The following is a 20,705-nucleotide window of genomic DNA, read 5'->3' on the forward strand; positions in this document are numbered from 1 at the left end:
CGGTCGCATGTCTCGGCACGGCCCGGCTTTCGCGGGCCCTGAAGCTCAGTTCGGGGTGAGCGGGCGCGCGGCCGGCGGCAGGGAGGCGGGGTCGGCCACCGGCCAGGCCAGCGGGTCGGGCCCGAGCGCGACGAGCTGGGGCACCTGCTCCCGTGCCCAGGGCGAGATGTCCAGCTCTCCGCTCATCACCTCGGCGGCGAAGCGCGTCCAGGGCTCCCACCGGACCTCGCCCACCTCCTCCGCGTTGGGCGCGGCCTCCACCGAGACGACCGCGCGGTAGACGGGGCACAGCTCGTTCTCCACCGTGCCGTTGTCCATCACCGCCCGGTAGGAGAAGCCCGGCAGGATCAGGTCCACGGACTCGACGGCCAGGCCCAGCTCGAAGCCGAGGCGGCGGATCACCGCCGACGACAGCGGCTCGCCCGGCAGCGGGTGCCCGCAGCAACTGTTGGTCCACGCGTTGGGCCAGGTCAGCTTCGTCCCCGCCCGCCGGGACAGCAGCACGCGGCCGCGATGGTCGAAGACGTAGCTGGAGAACGCCAGATGCAGCGGGGTGTCCGCGGTGTGGACGACGGACTTGGGAGCGGTGCCGATCGAGTTTCCCTCGACGTCGACCAGCACGACATGTTCCTGTGAGGTCACTCTGCGAGAGTACGTGATCACCTCGACGCGAGTGTGACGTAGGGGCTTTATCAGGGTTGGTCCTGATGCTCGACTGTGATCGCGCGCGTAGGCTGTCGCCGTGTCCTACGTCTCCGACCTGCGGGTGGTCCTGCGGGGGTCGAACTTCCGTCGGCTTTTCGCCACACGGCTCGTCTCGCAGTTCTCGGACGGGATCTTCCAGCTCGCCGTCGGCGGCTACGCCTTCTTCAGCCCGGAACGACAGGCCAGCGCGACCGCGATCGCGGCGGGACTCGCAGTGCTGCTCCTGCCGTACAGCGTGCTCGGGCCCTTCGTCGGGGTGTTCATCGACCGCTGGTCGCGGCGGCAGATCCTCGTGATCGCGCCGATCGTGCGCGGGACGCTGCTCGTGCTGGCCGCGGCTCTCGTCGCGGTGGGCACCTCCGACGTCGTCTTCTACGCGGCGGCGCTCGGCGTCCTCGCGGTCAACCGCTTCTTCCTCGCGGCCCTCGGCGCGTCGCTGCCCCACGTGGTGCCGAACGACCAGTTGATGATGGCCAACGCGGTGACCCCCACGTCGGGCACGGTGGCGACGTTCGTCGGGATGGGCGCAGGCGTCATGCTGCGCGTGGTCGCCGGGTCAGGCGACGGGGGCGTGGCGGTGCTGCTGGTCTGCTCGGGCGTCGTCTTCGGGCTGAGCGCGCTGATCGCCAGGACGATGGGACGCTCGCTGCTCGGGCCCGCGTACGACCCGGACCGCCCGCAGGCCCGCGAGGCCGTACGGAACGTGCTGACCGGGCTGGTGGACGGCGCGCGGCACGTCGGGCACCGGCGGTCGGCGGCGGCCGCGCTCACCGGCATGGCCGGCCACCGCCTCATGTTCGGCATCTCCACCGCGGCGGTGGTGATGCTCTACCGCTACAGCTTCAGCTCGACCCCCGACCAGGCGCTGGAGGGCATCGCGCTCGTGCTGGGCGCCGTCGGCGCGGGAAGCTTCGCCGCGGTGCTGGTCACGCCATGGGCCACCAAGCGGTTCCGGATCGAGACCTGGATCCCGATGATGCTCGTGACCTGCGGCGTCCTGGAGTTCGCGCTGTGCGCGACGTTCCACGAGTGGGCGTTCGTGGCCGCCGGGCTGGTGATCGGCGTCGCCGGGCAGAGCGTGAAGATCTGCGCCGACACGGTCGTGCAGCGCGACGTCGAGGACGCCTATCTCGGCCGCGCGTTCTCCGTGTACGACATGCTGTTCAACGGCATGACGGTCCTCGGGGCGGTGCTGGCGGCGGCGCTGCTGCCGCCCGACGGCAGGTCCTATCTCGCGCTCGCCGTGATCGGCGTCGGCTACGTGGTCAGCGCGGGGCTGTACCGGATGGTCCTGCCCACCGCCGTGCGCAGGCCGCCGGTCCCCGCCACCGACTGAACCGCCTACGACAGCAGCCCGTTGTCCCTCGCCCAGGCGAGCAGGGCGTCCTTCGCGGCCTCCTTGCCGATCAGGCCCTGGTCCATGCGGATCTCCAGCATGTGCTTGTAGGCCGTGCCGACGACCGGGCCCGGCGGCACGCCGAGGATCTCCTGGATCTCGTTGCCGTCCAGCTCCGGCCGGATCTTGGCCAGCTCCTCCTCCTCGGCCAGCCGGGCGATGCGCTCCTCCAGCTGGTCGTAGGTGCTGGACAGGGCCTGCGCCTTGCGCTTGTTGCGGGTGGTGCAGTCGGCCCTGGTCAGCTTGTGCAGGCGTTCGAGAAGGTGTCCCGCGTCGCGGACGTAGCGGCGTACGGCGCTGTCGGTCCACTCCCCCGTCCCGTAGCCGTGGAAGCGCAGGTGCAGCTCCACGAGCTTGGACACGTCGGACACCACGTCCTTGGGGAACTTGAGCTCGGTGAGCCGCTTCTTCGCCATCTGCGCGCCGACCACCTCGTGGTGGTGGAACGACACCCGGCCGCCGGGCTCGTTGCGCCGGGTCTTGGGCTTGCCGATGTCGTGCAGCAGGGCGGCCCAGCGCAGCACCCGGTCGGGACCGGCCGTCTCCAGGCCCATGGCCTGCTCCAGCACGATCAGCGTGTGCTCGTAGACGTCCTTGTGCCGGTGGTGCTCGTCGATCTCCAGCCGCAGCTTGGGCAGCTCGGGCAGGACGTGGGCGGCGAGCCCGCTCTCCACCAGCAGCGCCAGCCCCGCCCTGGGGTACGCGCCGAGGATCAGCTTGTCGAGCTCCTCACGGATGCGCTCGGCCGAGACGATCTCGATGCGGCCGGACATCGCGGTCATGGCCTCGACGACCTCGGGCGCGACCGTGAACCCGAGCTGCCCGGCGAACCGCGCCGCGCGCAGCATCCGCAGCGGATCGTCGTCGAACGACTGCTCGGGCCTGCCCGGCGTCCGCAGGACCTTCGCGGCGAGGTCGGGCAGCCCGCCGTACGGGTCGGCGAACTCGTGGTTCGGCAGGCGCACGGCCATCGCGTTGACCGCGAAGTCGCGCCGGGCGAGGTCGCCGTCGAGCGAGTCGCCGTACATCACCTCGGGCTTGCGCGAGGCCGGATCGTACGACTCGCTGCGGTAGGTGGTGATCTCCAGCAGCCAGCCGCCCTTGCGCACGCCGACGGTGCCGAAGTCGATCCCGATCGTCCAGACGGCGTCCGCCCAGTCCTTGACGATCTCCAGCACCCGCTCGGGACGGGCGTCCGTGGTCAGGTCGAGGTCCTTGCTCGCGCGGCCGAGGAGGACGTCGCGGACGGAGCCGCCGACCAGGGCCAGCTCGTGCCCCCGGGCCGAGAACAGCTCGCCGAGCTCGTCGGCGACCGGGGCGATCCGACGGAACAGTTCGTTCACGGCGCGCTGCTGGCTGTCGCTCAGATTTGAAACGGACAAGGCTGGGTAGGTCCTTCGGTCACGGAACAGAAACTCTCCCCCGATGGCCCAGGTGTTCGGGTGTCACCCAGGGGAGACACGCCTAGCGATCACCAGGCCACGGTCAGTTCGGGGGTGCTGGACGACGCAAGGAGCACACGATGAAAGACGCTCTCGCGATTCACCGCTGGCTCCTCGCCCACCAGATCCACCATGAGATCGTACGTCTTCCGCGCCCCTTGACATGCTCGGACGAGCTTCCCGAGGTGCTGGGGGTCACTCCTGAGACGTGCCTGGGCGTGGCGCTGTTCGAGGTGTCGGCGCGCGGGCGGACACAGGAGGTGGCCGTGGTGAGCGCGGTGAACTCCTGCCCCGGGCCGGCGGAGGTGGGCGCCGTCCTGCGTGCCCACAGGGTATCCGCGGCGTCGGCCTTCACCGTCAACTCCGCGACCGACTACGCGCACGGCCTGGTCTGCCCGCTGCTGCTGCCCGACGGGCTGACCGTCCTCGTGGACCAGCGGCTGATCGCGCGCCTCGATGCCGACGAGGTCGTCCACACCGCGACCGGCGAGCGCCGCACCGCGTTGCGATTGCGCGCGATCCACCTGTTCGACCTGGTAGCGGCCAAACCGGTTGATCTCGCCGCAGGCGGCCGAAGGGGTCTCGCGAGCCTCGCGAGTCCTATGCGGACCGCGTAGCCAATAGCATTCTGGACGTGCGCCGTACCTCACCGCCGGCCGGCACATGATCCGTAAGGCCGCGCTGCTGACATTGCTGACCGCCCTGCTCGCCTCCCCAGCGGGCATGGCCGGTACGGCTGTCGCGGCGCCTCCGGATCGTGTCGCGGCGGCGGCCCCGGCGGATCCGCTCCTCGTGAGCGAGATCACCCCGGAGGTCGTCCGCGACACCGCCGCCCCCGTGACGATCGCGGGGACCGCCGCGGGCACGCCGGGATCCTCCGTACGCGTGGTGGTCCGCTACTCGCCGAACCGGCCGCTGGCCTCGCGCGCCGAGATGGCGGCCTACCTGGCCGAGCAGGGATACGCCCCCTCCAACTACAGCACCAGGGTCCAGGCGACGCCGCTCGACCAGGCGGGCAAGCTGGCCTTCCGGTTCACCATGACGTCGGAGGAGCTGAGGATGTCCCGGCCCGGCGTCTACCCCCTCGCGATCGAGGTGGCCGACGCGGTGACCGGTCAGCGACTGGCGATCGAGCGCACCTTCCTGACGTACGCCCCCAAGGGGGAGCAGATCCCCACGGTCAAGCTGGCCGTCGCGCTGCCGCTGGTGGACCGGCCCCACCGCGCCGACGACGCGACGTTCATGGACGACGACCTGTCCGGCTCGCTCGTGTCGGGCCGCCTGGCGTCGCTGCTACAGACCGCCCAGGACACCGGCGACGGGGTGACCTGGTTCGTGGACCCCGCCCTGCTCGACGACGTCCGCGTCCTGTCCTCCGGCCCCCGCAGCGTGAAGGGCGCGCGCAAGGACGCCGACCCGGCCGCGGGCCAGTGGCTGAACGGCCTGCGCGGCGCGCTGACGGGCAAGACCGTCATCGCCACGCCGTACGCCGACCCGGACGTGGCCGCGCTGGTCCACCACGGACTCGACAAGCAGGCCGCGGCGTCGGTGCAGCGCGGCGCCGCGCTCGCGACGGAACTGCTCGGCCGGCAGATCCACGGCACCACCGCGTGGCCGGCCGGGGGCAAGATCGACCGTGACGCGGTGGACGAGCTCGCCATGTCGGGCGTCACGTCCGTACTGCTGTCGGGGGACGCGCTGCCGCCGCGGGCCGATGGACAGACCGGGCAGACCGGGCAGACCGTCCTCCCGCCTGCGCCCATCACCACCGACGCCGCGGCCAGGCTCGACACCGTCGCGGAGAACCCGGTCACGGCGCTGCTCGCCGACCCCGCCCTCAGCGAGATCCTCGGCGGGGACGTGTCGGCGCCCGGGGCAGCGATGCTCGCGCGGCAGCGGTTCCTCGCGGAGACCGCGATGATCGCCTTCGAGCCGCACAGCCCGCAGAACCAGCGACTCGGCCCGTTCGCGCAGCTCGGCCAGACCGGCCAGAGCGGGCAGGAAACGACGGCGCGTACGGCCTCCCCCACGGTGATCGCGGCCCCCCGGTCGCACCTGTGGACCCCCGACCCGGCGTTCGTCTCCGGCCTGCTCCAGGCCGCCTCCGACGCCCCGTGGCTGCGCATGACCCCGCTCGACTCGGTCAAGCCCGTACGGGGCGGGACCCCGCGCGGCGACCTGAGCTACACCGAGCGCGACCGCCAGGCCGAGCTGAGCCGCTCCTACCTGGCCACCGTACGCAAGCTGGAGCGCAAGGCCGACGCCGTGGCCACCGTCACCGAGGAGCACACGGACGTCTTCCACACGGCCATCCTCCGGCTGGCCTCCGCCTCCTGGCGGGGCGACGGGAAGCGGGCGGCCTCCTTCGCCGCCCAGGTGCAGAAGGCGATCGACGCCCGCATCGGCGACGTGTCCGTGCTCGACACCCCGCGCGCGGTCGCGGGCAGCAACGGCCAGGTCCCGGTGAGCGTGGCCAACAACCTGGACAAGGACATCCAGATCAAGATCCAGGTCACCTCCGGCAGCAAGTCACGGCTCGCGATCGAGGCCCCCGATGGGGTCTACGTGACCCCCACCACCCGGATCCTCGCGGGACGCAGCCAGCTCGTGAACGTGCCGGTGATCGTGCGCGACGAGGGCGGCGACGCGAGCATCTCCGTGCAACTGCTGACCGACGAGGACGAGAAGTACGGCAGCGCGGTGCGCGTCGTCGTGCGCGCGACCGGCTACACCGGCATCGCCCTCGTCATCGTGGGGGCGGCCGTGGTCATCATGCTGGCGGCCGTGGTGATGCGCATCCTGCGCCGCAGGTCGCGCAGGGCCTTCCCGTTCGACGGGCCGAGGGACGAGGGGGGCACGTCCGGCCGCGGTCCTGGCGCCGTCCCCGCCGAGCGCACCCAGACACCGTAGCCGGGACCCTCCGGAGGAAGGCGGCCAGGAACACCCATGAGCAGGATGCTGCGGGCCAGCGCGATCATGGCGGCCGGAACGATGGTCTCCCGGCTCACCGGCTTCGTCCGCACGGCGATGCTCGCCGCCGCGATCGGGACCTTCGCCCTCGGCGACGCGTACAACGCGGCCTACATGATCCCGTACATCCTGCTGGACCTGCTGCTCCAGGGCGTGCTGAGCAGCGTGGTCGTGCCGGTGATCATCCGGGCGCAGCGGCGCGACCCGGACGGCGGCCAGGCGTTCGAGCAGCGGCTCATGACACTGGCGGTGATCGTACTCACCGCCGTCGCCCTGATCGGCGTGCTGCTGGCCCGGCCGATCATGGAGCTCTACACCGCCTCGAACTGGTCCGAGGAAAAGGTCGACGTGGCCGCCACCCTGGCCAGGTACATGCTCCCCCAGATCGCCTTCTTCGGGATCGGCTCGCTGGCCGGGGCGATCCTGAACACGCGGGACAGGTTCGCCGCCCCGATGTGGGCGCCGGTGCTCAACAACATCGTGGTCATGGGCGTCCTTGGGGCCTACTACGCCGTCGCGTCGTCCGACATCGAGAAGGTGAGCGACCGCGACCTCGCGTTGCTCGGCCTCGGCACGACCGCCGGCATCGTGGCCCAGGCGCTGGTCCTGATCATCGCGCTGCACCGGGCCGGCTTCCGGTTCCGCCCGCGGTTCGGCGTGCGCGGGACGGGGCTCGGCGAGGCGGCCAGGGCCGCCGTGTGGACGTTCGCCTACACCGGCATCACCCAGATCGGTTTCTGGGTCACCACCAAGCTCGCGACCGGCGCGGGCGAACGGGCCCCCGGCGCGGGCAACAGCGCGTGGGCGTACGCCTTCCAGCTCTTCCAGCTCCCGTACGGGATCATCGCGGTGTCGGTGATCACCGCGATGCTGCCGAGGATGAGCCGGTCCGTGGCCGAGGGCGAGTTCGACTCCGTGCGCACCGAGTTCGCCTCGGCGGTGCGGCTGGTCTCGTCCGTCATCGTGCCGGCGGGGCTGCTGCTGATGGTCCTCGGCCCTTCGGTCACCACGCTGATCTTCTCGTGGGGCCGCATGACCACCACCGACGCGATCTACATCGGCCACGTGCTGCAGGTGTTCGGCGTCGCGCTCGTACCGTTCTCGATCTTCCAGCTGTTGTTGCGGGTCTTCTACAGCTTCGGCGACACCCGCACGCCCGCGATCATGGCGGGGGTGAACGTGGCCATCAACGCGACACTGAGCCTGGTCGCGTACCTCACGCTCCCCGACCGTTACATCGTCCTCGGAATGGCCTTCGCCTATCTGATCACCTACTGCGTGCTCTGCCTCGTCACGTGGGTGCTCGCGAGCCGGAAGGTCGGCGGTCTCGACGGACGCGAGGTCACCGCCGGGCTCGGCCGGATGTACGCCGCGGCCATCCCCGCCGCCGCGCTGGCGCTGGGGATCCTGTGGCTGTCCAGGGAGATCACCACGATCAACCCGGTGAGCTCGGCCGTGGTGCTCGCGGTGGGCGGCGGCGCGGGGCTGCTGCTCTACCTGGTGGCCGCCCACCGGCTGCGGGTGCCCGAGGTCCGCTCCATCATTGGACTTGTGGCAAGCCGGGTAGGACGGTAAGAGTCCTCAAGAGCGACCGGCAACTGGAAGGTAGCCCAGAAGTCCGATTCGGACGTTTTCCATCGGGAAGGCGGGCACAAGCGGCACGGCACTAGCATGGTGCGCCAGGGAGTGCGTCCCGCGGAACTCGTCCTACCGGTGGTGGCGGCAGGCAGGAGGTCTCAGGGACGCGATCTGAGTTTCGGACAGGCGAGCGGAAGCGGGAAGGCGTGGGCGGAACCACCCGGCATCGGCCGATGCATGCCGACGAGCCGCGGAGCGGGGCGGCCGTATGAGCATGTCCACGGTCGAACCGGGAACCCGGCTGGCGGACCGGTTTCGCCTTGAGGACCGGGTGCACGAGTCCGGCGGCGCGACCCTGTGGAAAGCCATGGACGAGATCCTCGCCCGGTCGGTCGCGGTCCACACGTTCACTCCCGACTTCCCCCGGGTCGAGGAGGTCGTCACCGCCGCCCGCCTGGCGAGCCGCCTGACCGACCCCCGCCTCACCCAGGTGTTCGACGCGGCCGACGAGGACGGCACCGCGTACGTCGTGAGCGAGTGGGTGAACGGAGACTCGCTCCTCGACCTGCTGGAAAGCGGGCCGATCGAGCCTGAGCGCGGCGCGGCCCTGGTCGCCGAGGCCGCCGAGGCATTGGCGCACGCGCACGCGGCCGGCCTCACCCATCTGCACCTCACCCCCGCCCGCCTGGTCTGGACGAGCGGCGGCACGGTCAAGCTCCTCGGGCTCGCCGTCGACGCCGCGATCCTCGACCTGAGCAGCGACGAGCCCGCCCGGGAGGACGCGGAAGGGCTGGGCCGCCTGCTCTACGCGGCGCTGACCGGCCACTGGCCGGGCGAGCTCGACTGCGGGCTGCCCGCCGCGCCGCTGGACGACGGCAAGGTCTGCACCCCGCGGCAGGTCACCGCGGGAGTCCCCGGCTACCTCGACGCCATCACCTGCCGCGCGCTGCTGCAGGAGTCGCGGCGGGGTGAGCCGCCGCTGGCCACCCCCGCCGACGTGGCCGAGGCGCTCGCCCACGTGCCCCGCCCCGCGCCTGCCCCCGTCACCACCGGGCCGCCCGCGCTGAACCTGCACAGTGAGGCGCCGGACGGACACGGCATGTCGACGATGCCGCCGCGCATGCCGTCCCACGTGACGATGGTCCCTCCGCCGCGCCCGCAGACCGGCACCGCGAGCAAGATCCTGCTGACCGTCATCGTCCTGCTCGTGATGGCCGCCGTAGGCGTCGGCGCGTGGACCGTGGGCAAGAACCTCGGCAACACCCCGAGGGGAGTGGAACAGGCGGACGGCACGCAGTCCGCGTCCCCCTCGATCAAGCCGGTCAAGGTCGAGGCGGTGAGCGCGGCGGGCTTCGACCCCCTCGGTTCCGACCGCGCGGAGAAGCCGGAGATCGCCCCGCTCGCCATCGACGGCAAACCGTCCACGGAATGGCACACCGACAGTTACAACAGCGCCGACCTCGGAAAACTCAAAGACGGCGTCGGGCTCATCCTCGACATGGGCAAACCGGTGCCCATCGCCGACGTGGTCGTCTCCCTGGGCTCCGCGGGCGGCTCGACGGTGCAACTCAAGGTGGGCGACTCGGCGGACCTTTCCTCGCTGAAGACCGTGGCCGAGAAGAAGGGCGCGTCGGGCACGGTGACGCTGCTTCCGGAAAAGACCGTCACCGGCCAATACGTTCTGGTGTGGTTCACCCGACTTGCCCCCTACAACGGGCAGTATCGTGGCACTATCTACGAGGTAACGGTGCATTCCCCCGGATCGGCATAGCAGGGACTTGTGAACTCCCCACCAGACAATCCCCCGACGGCTGAACACGCGCGACGCGCGATGTCCGATGCCGATCTGCTTACCCGCCACCTCGGCGGCGACCCGCACGCCTTCAGCGAGATCGTCAGGCGGCACCGCGACCGCATGTGGGCCGTCGCCCTGCGTACGCTCGGCGACCCCGACGAGGCGGCCGACGCGGTCCAGGACGCGTTCGTCTCGGCATACCGCAAGGCGGACACCTTCCGCGGTGAGGCGGCGGTCACCACCTGGCTCCACCGCATCGTGGTCAACGCCTGTCTCGACCGGATGCGCCGCAAGTCGGTGCGCCCGGTGGCCGACGACGAGCTGATCGAGGCCGCGGAGCGCGAGTCCCCGGCGACCGACCAGGCGGGCGAGCGCGAGGTCTCCCTGGAGGTCACGGCGGCGCTCAAGCTGCTGCCGCCAGACCAGCGGGCGGCTCTCGTGCTGGTCGACATGATGGGGTACGGCGTGGACGACGCCGCGGCGGTGCTGGGTGTCCCACCCGGCACGGTTAAGAGCCGCTGTGCCAGGGGCCGGGCGAAACTCGCCCCGATTCTTGCGCATCTACGGAACCGAACCGACCTCACTCGCGTCTCATCCGGGAAGGGAGCAGAACTTCGTGACGGGTGACACGCACTACGACCTGGAGGTTCTCGCCGAGTTGGCGGAGGGTCTCCTCGACGACACCACGGCCCGACGGGTCCGCGAGCATCTCGCGGTCTGCGACCCCTGCGGGGAGAGCCTTGCCGATCTGGCCGCGGTCCGCGAGGTCCTGGCGGCGATGCCGGTGCCTGCGATGCCTCTGGGCGTCGCCAAGCGCATAGACCGGGCGCTGGCCGCCGAGGCTCCGGACTGGGACCGCATCCTGCGGGACGCCCCATGGGACAGTCCCGTGCCGGAGAAGGGTCCGTGGGAGACGGTCGAGCCTCTGGTCGCGACCACGGCCGACTCCGCGGAGCCGGAGCGCGAGCTCGCGCCGGTCACTCCGCCGGTCACGCCATCGGTCGCTCCACTGGGAGTCGTCGGCGACGACGGCACAGTCCGGCCGGCCAGGCGCCGCTCGAAGGCGTCCAGGCGGCGCACGTGGGCCATGCCCGCCGCTGTCGCCGCCGCGGCGGCCGTGGTGATCGGGAGCGGCGGTCTCGCCACCGGCCTGCTCTCGTTCGGCGACTCGCCGTCGCGAACGGTGGTGAGCCAGGGCCAGCCCGGCCAGAGCCCTGCAGACGTCCAGGCGATGACCTACTCGACGTACGCGAGCGGCCACAACTACACCAGCCGTGAGCTGCGCGGCCCGCTGCTCGGCTACTTCGGCGTGGCGCCCGGCTCGGGCACCAACGACGACGAGGACCTCGATACCTGCGTCAAGCGGTTCTCCAACGAGCTCGACCGCACGCCGATCGGCGTCGACAAGGCGCTGTACAACGGCAACGAGGCCACCATCATGGCGTTCTGGGAAGACAAGAGCATGAACGCCGTACGCGTGGTCGTCGTGGACTCCGGGTGCCGCAAGCTGCGACCCGAGGGTCTGGCCACCTGGAAGTGACCACTCGGCGAGAGCCGTACCATCGGCAGTGACGAAGCCCCCCGCGACCTCCGGGGGGCTTCGTCATGACAGGGGTCGGCAACAGGGGTCGGCCCCGGAATGCCCGGGGCCTAGGATCTGTTGAGGGCACTGCAGCAACCACCGGGATCGAAGAAGGCGGGTCCGTTGAGCGACGTTCGTAACGTGATCATCATCGGGTCGGGGCCGGCCGGCTACACGGCGGCCGTCTACACCGCGCGCGCGGACCTCAAGCCGCTCGTCTTCGAGGGGTCGGTCACGGCCGGTGGCGCGCTGATGAACACCACCGATGTGGAGAACTTCCCCGGGTTCCCCGACGGGATCATGGGTCCCGACCTCATGGACAACTTCCGCAAGCAGGCCGAGCGGTTCGGCGCCGAACTGGTCGCCGACGACGTGGTCGAGGTGGATCTGCGGGCCGACCCGAAGGTCGTCAAGACCTACACCGACACCTACTACGCCAAGTCGGTCATCCTGGCCACCGGGTCGGGCTACCGCGAGCTTGGGCTGAGCAACGAGAAGCGGCTGTCCGGCCGTGGCGTCTCCTGGTGTGCCACGTGCGACGGCTTCTTCTTCCGCGACCAGGACATCGTGGTCGTCGGCGGCGGTGACACGGCGATGGAGGAGGCCATCTTCCTGACCCGGTTCGCGAAGTCGGTGGTCGTGGTCCACCGCCGCGACTCGCTGCGCGCCAGCAAGATCATGCAGGATCGGGCGTTCGCGAACGAGAAGATCCGCTTCGTCTGGGACAGCGAGGTCGTCGAGGTGCTCGGCGAGGAGCGGGTGTCCGGGGTGCGGCTGCGCAACCTCAAGACCGGGGAGGAGAGCGAGCTCCCGGTGGGAGGCCTGTTCGTCGCCATCGGCCACGACCCCCGCACCGAGCTCGTCAAGGACCAGGTCGATCTCGACGACCAGGGATACATCGTGGTCGACTCCCCGTCGACGCGTACGAACATCGACGGGGTGTTCGCGGCCGGCGACGTCGTCGACCACACCTATCGTCAGGCGATCACGGCGGCCGGCACCGGATGCGCGGCGGCGCTCGACGCGGAGCGCTGGCTGACGCTGAACGCCTGAGTCCCGGCAGCGGGAATGCGGGGAGGCCCCCCGCGGTTGTCAGCACCGCCACACCACTCACGCAAGGGGAGAGATACCGTGGGCGCGATCAAGAGCGTGACGGACGCCAGCTTCGAGGCCGATGTCCTCAAGAGCGACAAGCCGGTTCTGGTCGACTTCTGGGCCGAGTGGTGCGGTCCTTGCCGTCAGGTCGGGCCGATCCTCGAGGAGATCGCCGCCGAGCACGCCGACCGGCTGACCATCGTCAAGCTGAACATCGATGAGAACCCGGTCACGCCGCGGGACTACGGCGTGCTCCAGATCCCGACGATGAACGTCTACAAGGGCGGCGAGGTCGTCAAGCAGATCATCGGCGCCAAGCCGAAGGCCATGCTGCTGCGCGAGCTCGACGGCGTCATCTGACGCCGCCCGCCGCACCACCGCGAGCAGAGCCCTCCGCGCCCCGCGCGGGGGGCTCCTGTGTTGTGGCGGCTGTGTTGTGGCGGCTGTTGTGGCGGCCTCCCCCGCAGGGGCCGGCCATAGGCACCGCTGAGATCGCCTCAGACGGGCCGCAGGGCCCTCTCCGGGGACATCGATCCCAGCAGCCTCTCCAGCGCCACCTCGACGTCCTCACGCCACGAGACGGCCGTCTTCAGCTCCAGCCGGAGCCGGGGGAAGCGCAGATGCTGGCGGACGGTCTTGAACCCGACCGAGAGCAGGTAGTCCGCCGGAAGCACGCAGCCGCCCGGCTGCTCCCACTTCAGGTCGCCGAACGCCTCGATCGCCCGTACACCGCGGCGGGTCAGGTCCTTCGCGACGCCCTGCACGAGCATCCGGCCGAGGCCTCCGCCCGTGAACTCGGGCACGATGTGCGCGGTCATCAGCAGCACCGCGTCCGAGCTGACCGGAGAGGTCGGGAACGCCACCGAGCGCGGAACGTAGAGCGGCGGGGCGTAGAGCACGAACCCGGCCGCCACCCCGTCGACATAGGCGATCTTGCCGCAGCTCCCCCATTCGAGCAGGGTCGCGGAGATCCACGCCTCCTTCTCCAACCCCGGGTCGCCGGCCTCCGCCGCGCGCTCGCCGCTGACGGGGTCGAGCTCCCAGAACACGCACCGCCGGCACCGGCGCGGCAGGTCGTCGAGATTGTCGAGAGTGACGTTGACCAGCCGACGCGACACGTGAAGCCCCAATCCCCGTCAGGAACCCTGCCAGAAAAGCGCGCGAAAACGGCGTCTCCAGGTCGCATCGTAACTCAGCGGAAGGGCAGGAGCGGGTGCGCCACGAACAGCCCCCGCCGTCCGTTAAAGGGGTTGGCCCCACGGAAACCAGTGGGACAGGAATGCAAGAAAAGGGGCCATTGATGGTCAATACCCAGTTGTGATGTGCGTGGCGCGTTACCGTACTCTGGATTTCCTGGCTACGTGATCGGAGGTGGACCGTGGCACAAGAGCTTGATCACGGTCAGACGAACGCGCCCCACGGGTCGCGCATTGACGCCTACGTCGACAGGTACGCCGCCCGCGCCGCCGGGATGGTCGCCTCCGAGATCCGAGCTCTCTTCGCCGTCGCTTCGAGGCCCGAGGTGGTCTCGCTCGCCGGCGGCATGCCGTACGTCAACGCGCTTCCCCTCGACCTGGTCAGCGAACTCGTCGCCGACCTGGTCGCCACCCGCGGCTCCGTGGCCCTGCAGTACGGCTCCGGGCAGGGCGACCCCGCCCTGCGCGAGCAGATCTGCGACGTCATGCGCATGGAGGGCATCGAGGCGAACGCCGACGACGTCGTCGTCACCGTCGGCTCGCAGCAGGCGCTCGATCTGATCACCCGGATCTTCATCGACCCCGGCGACGTCGTGCTCGCCGAAGGGCCCTCGTACGTCGGAGCCCTCGGGACGTTCAGCGCCTACCAGGCCAAGGTCGTGCACATCGCCATGGACGACCAGGGCCTCATCCCCGAGTCCCTCGCCCAGACCATCTACGCGCTCCACGCGGCCGGCAACCGGATCAAGTTCCTCTACACGATCCCGACCTTCCAGAACCCCGCCGGTGTCACGCTGAACGAGGTACGCCGCCGCCAGGTGCTGGAGATCTGCCGCAGGGCCGGCGTGCTCGTGGTGGAGGACAACCCCTACGGCCTGCTCGGGTTCGACGGGGAGCCGATGCGGGCGCTGCGCGCCGACGACCCCGAGGGCGTCGTGTACCTCGGCTCGTTCTCCAAGACCCTCGCCCCCGGCTTCCGCGTCGGCTGGGCCCTCGCCCCGCACGCCGTACGCGACAAGCTGGTCCTGGCCATGGAGTCGGCGGTGCTTTCGCACTCGTCCTTCACCCAGCTCGCCGTGGGCCAGTATCTCGCCACCCAGCCGTGGCGCGAGCAGATCAAGTCGTTCCGCGAGCTGTACCGCGAGCGGCGTGACGCGCTCCTGAGCGCGCTCGACATGCTCATGCCGCCCGGTTGCACGTGGACCCGCCCCGCCGGCGGGTTCTTCGTCTGGATGACGCTGCCCGAAGGGCTCAACTCCAAGGCGATCCTCCCCCGTGCGGTCGCCGAGCGCGTCGCGTTCGTACCCGGCACCGGCTTCTACTCCGACGGCGGTGGCTCGCGGAACATGCGCCTGTCGTTCTGCTATCCGGAGCCGGAACGCATCAAGGAAGGCGTGCGCCGCCTGGCGGGCGTGATCGAGCAGGAGCTCAGGCTTCGCGACACCTTCGGCACCGGCTCCACGCCGGGCCACGCCGGCGTCGACACCCCCAGCCCGGATCTGGCCTGACGCCGTTCCCCCGCGCGATGCCGGAGCCGCCCATGGGACCTCATGGGCGGCTCCGGTGCTCTTGACGGACATGCCGCGACGCCCCCGCCGGGGTGACTTGCCGTACCGCTTGGCTTGCCACACCGCGCCGCTTACGGGTATCGGGGGACACACCGGCTCGGGCGGGGCACTAGCCTGTTCAGGCTGGCCATACTGACTCCTCGAGGCGAGAAAGGCCCTCTTCGTGAGCGAGCGAACGATGACCCAAGGATCGCCCCCCGTGCGTCCGTGTCGGGAGGCGCGGACCGGCGCCGCCGCCGTCCGCATGGGCGGTGATGCGCGATGAGCGATCTGGGCCACGTGCTCGTCCTCGCGGGAGGGCTCTCCTACGAGCGTGAGGTCTCCATCCGGTCCGGACGCCGCGTCGCGGAGGTGCTGCGGGCGGTCGGCGTGGACGTCGAGACACGCGACGCCGACGCCACCCTCGTGCCCGCCGTGCTGGCGGACCCGCCGGACGCGGTGTTCGTCACCCTGCACGGCGGCGCCGGGGAGGACGGCGCCATCCGGTCGGTGCTGGAACTGCTCGACGTGCCGTACGTCGGGGCGACGCCGGACGCCTGCCGGATCTCCTTCGACAAGCCCACGGCGAAGGCCGTCGTCCGCTCCTGGGGGCTGAACACGCCCGACTCCGTCGCGCTGCCCAAGGAGACGTTCCACGACCTCGGCGCCACGGCCGTGCTCGCCCGCATCATCGACCGGCTCGGCCTGCCGCTGTTCGTCAAGCCCTCCCGTGGCGGCTCCGCGCTGGGCGCGTCCATTGTTCGCACGGCGGAGGAACTGCCCGCCGCGATGGTCGGCTGCTTCGCCTACGGCGACACCGCGCTCATCGAGCGGTACGTCCAGGGCGTGGAGGTCGCGGTCTCCGTGGTGGATCTCGGCGACGGACCGGTCGCCCTCACTCCGGTGGAGATCGTGCCCGACCGGGGCGTGTACGACTACGCGGCCCGATACACGGCCGGCCAAACCGAGTTCTTCGCGCCTGCCCGGCTCTCCCCCGAGGTCGCCGAGGCCTGCGCCGGGATGGCGGTCGCCGCGCACGCCGCCCTCGGCCTGCGGGACCTCTCCCGCACCGACCTCATCGTCGACAGCTCCGGCAAGCCGTACTTCCTGGAAGTCAACGTGGCGCCCGGGATGACGGAGACCTCTCTGCTGCCGATGGCGGCGGAGGCGGCGGGCCGTGATCTCGGCACCCTGTGCAAGGGACTCCTGGAACTCGCGGCCACCCGGGGCTGATCCCGCTGCTGTTTCACGTGAAACACCCCTCCAGGCGCTCATCTCGGCCTGGAGGGGTGGCAATTTTGGGCTAGGCGGCCCATCACCCTAACGCCCGGCCGCTCGTGCGTAAGCCCTCGGACTCCACAGCGGGCAATAGCCGTCCATGAGCCGATCGGAACCACAGAACTCAGCACGACTGCGCATTGCGCCACGAGGCGCTGCATGCCTGGACACCCATCGGCAGCATGTTTCACGTGAAACCACTGACCCGTGGGCGGCGCCGAATGTCCTCGGTGCGTGGTCTCCGCGCCATGGGGAGCCTCCGCAGCCCTCGCGATGCCCGCGCCGTTCCTCACGGCCGACAGCACCGGTGGACGGCGCCCGCTGGTGCGCTGTGCACCGACATTCAGGGGGGTGGAGGGAGCGGAGCGGAAGGGAGCGCGGACCGCAGCGAAGGCCCAGCGGAGCGGGCTTCGCGAGGACCGGAGTTTCCTTCCGGCGCAGCGACCGACCCGGTCGACGCTCGTGGACACCCCACTAGTCGGCCGTGATACCCCTGCTGCGCATCGCGTTGGCGGCCTCCGGTGCCATCGAGTCGATGATCCGCTCAAGGTCGTCGATCGTGGAGAACTCGACGACGATGCGGCCCTTCCGGCTGCCGAGGTCGACCTTCACCTTGGTCTCGAAGTGGTCGGAGAGACGGTCCGCCAGGTCGCGCAGCGCCGGAGCGGTCGGCTTCTTGGCCCGGGGCTTACGCGGAGCGGGCCCCGCAGTCGCCTCTCCCAGCGCCACGATCTCCTCGACGGTCCGCACGGAGAGCCCTTCGGCCACGATCCGGCCGGCCAGCCGTTCCTGCGCGGCGGGATCGTTCAGCGTGAGCAGCGCCCGCGCGTGCCCGGCGCTGATGATGCCGGCGGCCAGCCGGCGCTGCACCTCGGGAGGGAGGTTCAGCAGCCGCAGGGTGTTGCTGATGTGCGAGCGAGACCGCCCGACCTTCCTGGCGAGCACCTCGTGGGTGGCCCCGAAGTCATCCAGGAGCTGCTGGTAGGCCGCGGCCTCCTCCAGCGCGTTCAACTGCTCCCGCTGGAGGTTCTCGATGAGCGCCTCACGGAGCATCTCGTCGTCCTGGGTGCTCCGGACGATCGCGGGGATGCGGTCCAGCCCCGCGATCTGCGAGGCGCGCCACCTCCGCTCCCCCATGATCAGCTCGAAGCGACCGCCCTCCACCGCGCGGACGACGATCGGCTGCAGCAGGCCGACCTCCTTGATGGAGGCCGCGAGCTCGTCGAGGCGGTCCTCGTCGAAGACCTCACGCGGCTGCCGCGGGTTCGGGGAGACGGAGTCGACCTCGATCTCCTGGAAGTAGGCGCCTTCCACGGGGCGCAGGCCCGCGATGTCCGTCCCCAGCGTGGCAGACGGTGGACCGAGAGGCGAAGCGCTCGCCATGGACGCAGGATCGACGATCGGTGCTGTGGGGATCAGAGCCCCAAGACCCTTGCCCAGTCCCCGACGCTGCTGGCTCAACGTTGCTCCCTCATACCCGCACAGAAGGCGGTGCCCAGCGACTCGGGGTCACTGGGCACCGGCACGCACACACCAGGAGAGAGTACCGCTGTGACGGCGCCTCCATGAGTCCACACGCGTCGACCTGTGCACAAAACCGTTCCCCGTGCGCCGCCGGGGTGGAGCGGAGCGGGCTTCGTCAGGCGCCGGCGAGGGCCGCCGCACGATAGGCGATCTCGCGGGCCGCGCCCATGTACGCCAGCGCCCCGCTCGATCCGGGGTCGTACGTCATGACCGACTGGCCATAGCTGGGCGCCTCGGAGACCCGGACGCTCCTGGGGATGACGGAGTCGAGCACCGTGTCGCCGAAGTGCGACCGCACCTCCTCGGCCACCTGGGAGGCGAGGCGGGTCCGGCCGTCGTACATGGTGAGCAGGATGGTCGAGACCGACAGCGTCTGGTTGAGGTGTGCGCGCACCAACTCGACGTTCTGCATGAGCTGGGTGAGCCCCTCCAGCGCGTAATACTCGCACTGGATGGGGATCAGCACTTCCTGGGCCGTCGCCATGGCGTTCACGGTCAGCAGGCCCAGGGACGGCGGACAGTCGATGAGGATGTAGTCGAACTCCATCGCGTCGAACGAGGCCAGCGCCCGGCGCAGCCGGGTCTCCCGCCCGACCATGGGAACCAGCTCGATCTCCGCACCCGCGAGGTCGAGGGTGGCGGGAGCGCAGTACAGGTTCGGCATGTCGGGGACCGGCTTCACGATCTGCGACAGCGGCATGTCGTCCACGAGGACCTGGTAGACCGACGGCATGCCCGACCGGTGCTCCGTCGCCAGCGCGGTAGACGCGTTCCCCTGCGGGTCGAGGTCGACCACGAGGACACGCTGATCGTGCATGGACAGCGCGGCCGCCAGGTTGACGGCTGTGGTGGTCTTGCCCACGCCGCCCTTCTGGTTGGCGACCGTCATCACGCGGCACCGGGAAGGCCGGGGCCAGGCACCCTCGTCGCGCGTCGAGTAACCAACGGAAGGCGCAGCCGCCTGCGGGGATGCGGCTGTTTCACGTGAAACCACAGAACTCAGTGCCTCTCGTACCAGCGGCGAATCGCCAGGGTTAAGGGGGGTCTGGGACACGGTCGTCGTCCTTTCGACCGGCGAAGCAGAGGGACGAGGCCAGCCCACCCCGGAGGACCGGCCTGCTGTCGCGATCTCCCAGCGTAGGGGGAGCCGGGTCTCCGGCCAACCCAGGCCCGCTGTCATACCGCCCGATCCGGCGTCCGCCACCGGTTCACCTCTTTCGTTGCCTCCGCGTGTCCGTCCGCGGTGACCGTCCGGCGACGACGCGAACGAGGGTCGCGGGCGGCTCGACCCTACCCCGCCCCACCGTGACCAGCTCGACGTCCCGCACCCCGAAGGTCTTGAGTTGCGGGCGGGCGGCGTCCAGCTCCTCCTGCGCGCGCTCGCCCTTCATCGCGAGCAGCTCTCCGCCCTCACGCAGCAGCGGCATCGACCACGCCAGCAGCCGGTCGAGCGGGGCGACGGCGCGGGCCGTCGCCACGTCGAAGACGCGCTTACGGGCCAGCTCCTCCGCCCGCCCGCGCAGCACCTCCACGTTGTCGAGCTTGAGCGCCTCCACGCACTCGGACAGGAACACCGTGCGACGCAGAAGCGGCTCCAGCAGGGTGACGGTCACGTCGGGGCGGACGATCGCGAGCACAAGGCCGGGCAGGCCCGCGCCCGAGCCGATGTCGACGAGGGTCGAGTCCGGTGGGACCGCCTCCTCGACGACCGCGCAGTTCAGCAGATGCCGGTCCCAGATGCGGGACACCTCACGCGGCCCAAGGAGTCCTCGCACCACACCCGGCCCCGCGAGCAACTCGGCGAACACCCGGGCCCGCTCCAACGCCTCGCCGGTGAAGATTTCGCGCGCCACCGGGGGCGCCTCGGGCAGCTCGTTGCTCTCCGTCATCACTCACTCATCCATGAACGCTCTGGGCCAAGGGTAACCGTCCTCACCCCCTCGGCGACGGCCAGCCGTACATCCGGCGTCCGCGGGCCGCGCGGATCCGGCGAAAAGGGATGGGAACTGGGGCACGTACAGGACGGAAAAGCCGCCGGTCCCGGATGTGGGACCGGCGGCTTCCTCGCGTCGGAACTGTGCAGGCGGTCAGGCCGGCAGGACCACCACGAAGCGGCGGGGCTCCTCGCCCTCGGACTCGCTGCGCAGGCCGGCCGCGGCCACCGCGTCGTGCACGATCTTGCGCTCGAAGGGCGTCATCGGCTTGAGCGCCTTCGGCTCGCCGGTGCGCTTGACGTCGTCGGCCGCCGAGGCGCCCACCTTGGTGAGCTCCGCGCGGCGCCGTTCCCGATAGCCGCCGACGTCGAGCATGAGCCGCGAACGCTCCCCCGTCTGGCGGTGCACGGCCAGGCGCGTCAGCTCCTGCAGCGCCTCCAGCACCTCTCCCCCGGGGCCGACGAGCTCGTCGCCCTTGATGCCCACGATCGAGACCACCGCGCGGTCTCCTTCGACGTCCATGTCGATATCGCCGTCGAGGTCGGCGATGTCGAGCAGGCCCTCAAGGTAGTCCGCAGCGATCTCGCCCTCCTGTTCGAGGGCTTCGATGTCGGGAGCAGGCTTGAGGGTCTCCTCAGCTTCGGTCACGTCCGGACTCTCCTT

Annotated in this window: 18 protein-coding genes; 11 read left to right on the forward strand and 7 right to left on the reverse strand. The window is 70.5% G+C overall.

Features of this window, described 5'->3' with window-relative positions:
* Positions 1 to 45: 45 nt before the first annotated feature.
* On the reverse strand, positions 46 to 642 hold the full coding sequence (gene idi / locus HHX31_RS15930) for an isopentenyl-diphosphate Delta-isomerase (RefSeq protein WP_169949055.1): 597 nt from the start codon (positions 640 to 642) through the stop codon (positions 46 to 48).
* A 100-nt stretch (positions 643 to 742) separates the two neighbouring features.
* On the opposite strand from idi, the gene HHX31_RS15935 reads away from it, so the two are divergent.
* Positions 743 to 2,041 (forward strand): MFS transporter, encoded by a 1,299-nt coding sequence (locus HHX31_RS15935; RefSeq protein ID WP_169949056.1) that lies wholly within the window; start codon positions 743 to 745, stop codon positions 2,039 to 2,041.
* Between the two features lie 5 nt (positions 2,042 to 2,046).
* Here HHX31_RS15935 and HHX31_RS15940 read toward each other — a convergent pair whose 3' ends face one another.
* A complete protein-coding gene (locus tag HHX31_RS15940) occupies positions 2,047 to 3,483 on the reverse strand; it encodes a CCA tRNA nucleotidyltransferase (protein WP_169949057.1) in 1,437 nt (478 codons plus the stop codon).
* Positions 3,484 to 3,623: 140 nt separating this feature from the next.
* On the opposite strand from HHX31_RS15940, the gene HHX31_RS15945 reads away from it, so the two are divergent.
* The 8 genes from HHX31_RS15945 (at position 3,624) to trxA (ending at position 12,923) form a co-directional block, all read left to right on the forward strand.
* Complete coding sequence (locus HHX31_RS15945) at positions 3,624 to 4,160, forward strand: aminoacyl-tRNA deacylase (RefSeq protein ID WP_169949058.1); 537 nt, start codon at positions 3,624 to 3,626, stop codon at positions 4,158 to 4,160.
* Positions 4,161 to 4,206: 46 nt separating this feature from the next.
* A complete protein-coding gene (locus HHX31_RS15950; RefSeq protein ID WP_169949059.1) occupies positions 4,207 to 6,453 on the forward strand; it encodes a hypothetical protein in 2,247 nt (748 codons plus the stop codon).
* A 36-nt stretch (positions 6,454 to 6,489) separates the two neighbouring features.
* Positions 6,490 to 8,088, forward strand: a complete 1,599-nt coding sequence (gene murJ / locus HHX31_RS15955) for a murein biosynthesis integral membrane protein MurJ (protein ID WP_169949060.1) — start codon at positions 6,490 to 6,492, stop codon at positions 8,086 to 8,088.
* Between the two features lie 271 nt (positions 8,089 to 8,359).
* Entirely contained in the window at positions 8,360 to 9,862 is a 1,503-nt protein-coding gene (locus HHX31_RS15960) for a protein kinase family protein (protein WP_169949061.1), read from the forward strand.
* Positions 9,863 to 9,922: 60 nt separating this feature from the next.
* Positions 9,923 to 10,513 carry an RNA polymerase sigma factor SigM gene (gene sigM / locus HHX31_RS15965; RefSeq protein WP_169949062.1) on the forward strand — a complete coding sequence of 197 codons (591 nt, stop codon included), beginning with the start codon at positions 9,923 to 9,925 and terminating at the stop codon, positions 10,511 to 10,513.
* Positions 10,503 to 11,426, forward strand: a complete 924-nt coding sequence (locus tag HHX31_RS15970) for an anti-sigma factor (protein ID WP_169949063.1) — start codon at positions 10,503 to 10,505, stop codon at positions 11,424 to 11,426. The genes sigM and HHX31_RS15970 overlap by 11 nt, the downstream gene beginning before the upstream one ends.
* Before the next feature lie 165 nt (positions 11,427 to 11,591).
* Positions 11,592 to 12,521 carry a thioredoxin-disulfide reductase gene (gene trxB / locus HHX31_RS15975; RefSeq protein WP_169949064.1) on the forward strand — a complete coding sequence of 310 codons (930 nt, stop codon included), beginning with the start codon at positions 11,592 to 11,594 and terminating at the stop codon, positions 12,519 to 12,521.
* A 78-nt stretch (positions 12,522 to 12,599) separates the two neighbouring features.
* Positions 12,600 to 12,923 (forward strand): thioredoxin, encoded by a 324-nt coding sequence (trxA, locus tag HHX31_RS15980; RefSeq protein ID WP_311931818.1) that lies wholly within the window; start codon positions 12,600 to 12,602, stop codon positions 12,921 to 12,923.
* Between the two features lie 137 nt (positions 12,924 to 13,060).
* Here trxA and HHX31_RS15985 read toward each other — a convergent pair whose 3' ends face one another.
* Positions 13,061 to 13,681 carry a GNAT family N-acetyltransferase gene (locus HHX31_RS15985; RefSeq protein WP_169949065.1) on the reverse strand — a complete coding sequence of 207 codons (621 nt, stop codon included), beginning with the start codon at positions 13,679 to 13,681 and terminating at the stop codon, positions 13,061 to 13,063.
* A 260-nt stretch (positions 13,682 to 13,941) separates the two neighbouring features.
* Between HHX31_RS15985 and HHX31_RS15990 the strand changes: the two genes are divergently transcribed.
* A complete protein-coding gene (locus HHX31_RS15990; RefSeq protein ID WP_396711090.1) occupies positions 13,942 to 15,267 on the forward strand; it encodes a PLP-dependent aminotransferase family protein in 1,326 nt (441 codons plus the stop codon).
* 321 nt (positions 15,268 to 15,588) lie between these two features.
* The gene (locus tag HHX31_RS15995; RefSeq protein ID WP_169949066.1) at positions 15,589 to 16,539 is read left to right on the forward strand and encodes a D-alanine--D-alanine ligase; all 951 of its coding nucleotides are present in this window, start codon (positions 15,589 to 15,591) and stop codon (positions 16,537 to 16,539) included.
* Between the two features lie 519 nt (positions 16,540 to 17,058).
* Here the strand turns inward: HHX31_RS15995 and HHX31_RS16000 are convergent.
* The 4 genes from HHX31_RS16000 to HHX31_RS16015 form a co-directional block, all read right to left on the reverse strand.
* Positions 17,059 to 18,045, reverse strand: a complete 987-nt coding sequence (locus HHX31_RS16000; protein WP_169949067.1) for a ParB/RepB/Spo0J family partition protein — start codon at positions 18,043 to 18,045, stop codon at positions 17,059 to 17,061.
* A gap of 178 nt (positions 18,046 to 18,223) precedes the next feature.
* Positions 18,224 to 18,997 (reverse strand): ParA family protein, encoded by a 774-nt coding sequence (locus HHX31_RS16005; RefSeq protein WP_169949068.1) that lies wholly within the window; start codon positions 18,995 to 18,997, stop codon positions 18,224 to 18,226.
* A 319-nt stretch (positions 18,998 to 19,316) separates the two neighbouring features.
* Positions 19,317 to 19,997 carry a 16S rRNA (guanine(527)-N(7))-methyltransferase RsmG gene (gene rsmG / locus HHX31_RS16010; RefSeq protein WP_169949069.1) on the reverse strand — a complete coding sequence of 227 codons (681 nt, stop codon included), beginning with the start codon at positions 19,995 to 19,997 and terminating at the stop codon, positions 19,317 to 19,319.
* Between the two features lie 198 nt (positions 19,998 to 20,195).
* The gene (locus tag HHX31_RS16015) at positions 20,196 to 20,690 is read right to left on the reverse strand and encodes a R3H domain-containing nucleic acid-binding protein (protein ID WP_169949070.1); all 495 of its coding nucleotides are present in this window, start codon (positions 20,688 to 20,690) and stop codon (positions 20,196 to 20,198) included.
* Positions 20,691 to 20,705 lie beyond the last annotated feature (15 nt).

This window comes from Microbispora sp. H11081 (assembly GCF_012999535.1).
In the GTDB taxonomy this organism is placed as follows: Bacteria; Actinomycetota; Actinomycetes; order Streptosporangiales; family Streptosporangiaceae; genus Microbispora.